Below are 1,219 nucleotides of genomic sequence, written 5' to 3'. Positions count from 1 at the left end.
GCATTTTCTACGGGAGGAGGGATAGTCCCGTCACTATTTAGCTTTTCAGGGACCCTTTCATGAGGATCAACCAAGCATCTTGAAGCAATTATAGACATGGCCCAGACGATCGGTCAGAGGTAGGTATATTTTCTTTTTCGTAGGAAAAAACCAAAGGAGGCCGTGGAGGACTTATTGAACAAACAAAAATTAAAGTGTAATTTTTTTTTTATTAAACTTTAATTATAAAAACGATGCGAAAATTTTTCTTAGGAGCTGCCCTTGTGCAGCAAGTTCGGATGGCACAGTCTGCTGACGCTGCCACAGTGATGGATGTAGATGGGTGTAAGTACGTATGGGCAATCAGCGATACGAAAGGTACTTATAACGGTACAATGGATCAAATCAAAAATGAGAGGAGAAGATTATGAGCCACGTGCTGCATCTTATACTCTTGAAAATGGTATTTTGAGTTGCGATTTTCCGCAGATCGGAAGTATGCCGGGGAATATCACTATCGAGTTGGAAGTAGAAGTAGATGAAGAAACCGGTGAAATTACAGCTTTCAAAGGTGATAAAGCAGGAACTTTGACCATTTTAGGCATGGATTTAGTAACATTGAAGTTAGATTCTTTGACTGATGCCAAAGTTACAGGCAACACTATCGAGTTTACTCTGGCAGTATCCGGTAAGTTCTTAGGTGCAGATTTCCCTGCATCCGTACACTTTGTTGGAACAAAATAATTCGTCATTATTTTGTCAAGCAACGAAATTAAATTCAGAAAGAGTAAGGAGAAAGCTGTCAAACGGCTTTCTCTTAGCTCTTTTTTTGTGTGTTACTAAGAAAAAATTATCACAATATATTCACCTCACCCAATGGGGAAGACACCATTATCCTGTCAGCAAGGCTGCTATGCCGCTAAAAACACTTCCGGTATGCAACCGACGGCGAGGAAACAAAATTATCCAAACCGCCTGAACCGCTTCTGAAGCCTACATGCGGTACACATCAAAGACAGACTTTGCCATCGGAAAAAGCCTGCCTTTAATCATGTAAAAACCATGACTTTACATACCCTTTGCGGAATACACGCAGGCAAGGGTAATGAACAGGAAACAATTATGGATTACAAAACAAGTAAATTATATAAGCAAAATGAAAAAGTTATACTTTTTATTCAGCCTTCTTATGGCAACAGTAATCGGATTAAGTTCGTGTGAATCCACCACAGTGCGAGAC

Annotated in this window: 2 protein-coding genes; both read left to right on the top strand. The window is 40.0% G+C overall.

From position 1 onward, the window contains the following. The first annotated feature begins 233 nt into the window (after positions 1–233). Positions 234–410 (top strand): hypothetical protein, encoded by a 177-nt coding sequence (locus BACCOP_RS20860; RefSeq protein ID WP_007565405.1) that lies wholly within the window; start codon positions 234–236, stop codon positions 408–410. Beyond that, the gene (locus BACCOP_RS01450) at positions 391–723 is read left to right on the top strand and encodes a hypothetical protein (RefSeq protein WP_007565403.1); all 333 of its coding nucleotides are present in this window, start codon (positions 391–393) and stop codon (positions 721–723) included. Before BACCOP_RS20860 ends, BACCOP_RS01450 begins: the two co-directional genes overlap by 20 nt. Positions 724–1,219: the final 496 nt, after the last annotated feature.

This window comes from Phocaeicola coprocola DSM 17136, from assembly GCF_000154845.1.
Classification (GTDB): domain Bacteria; phylum Bacteroidota; class Bacteroidia; order Bacteroidales; family Bacteroidaceae; genus Phocaeicola; species Phocaeicola coprocola.
Note: the sequence above shows the minus strand (reverse complement) of the source record. Positions and strands in the feature narration are given on the sequence as shown.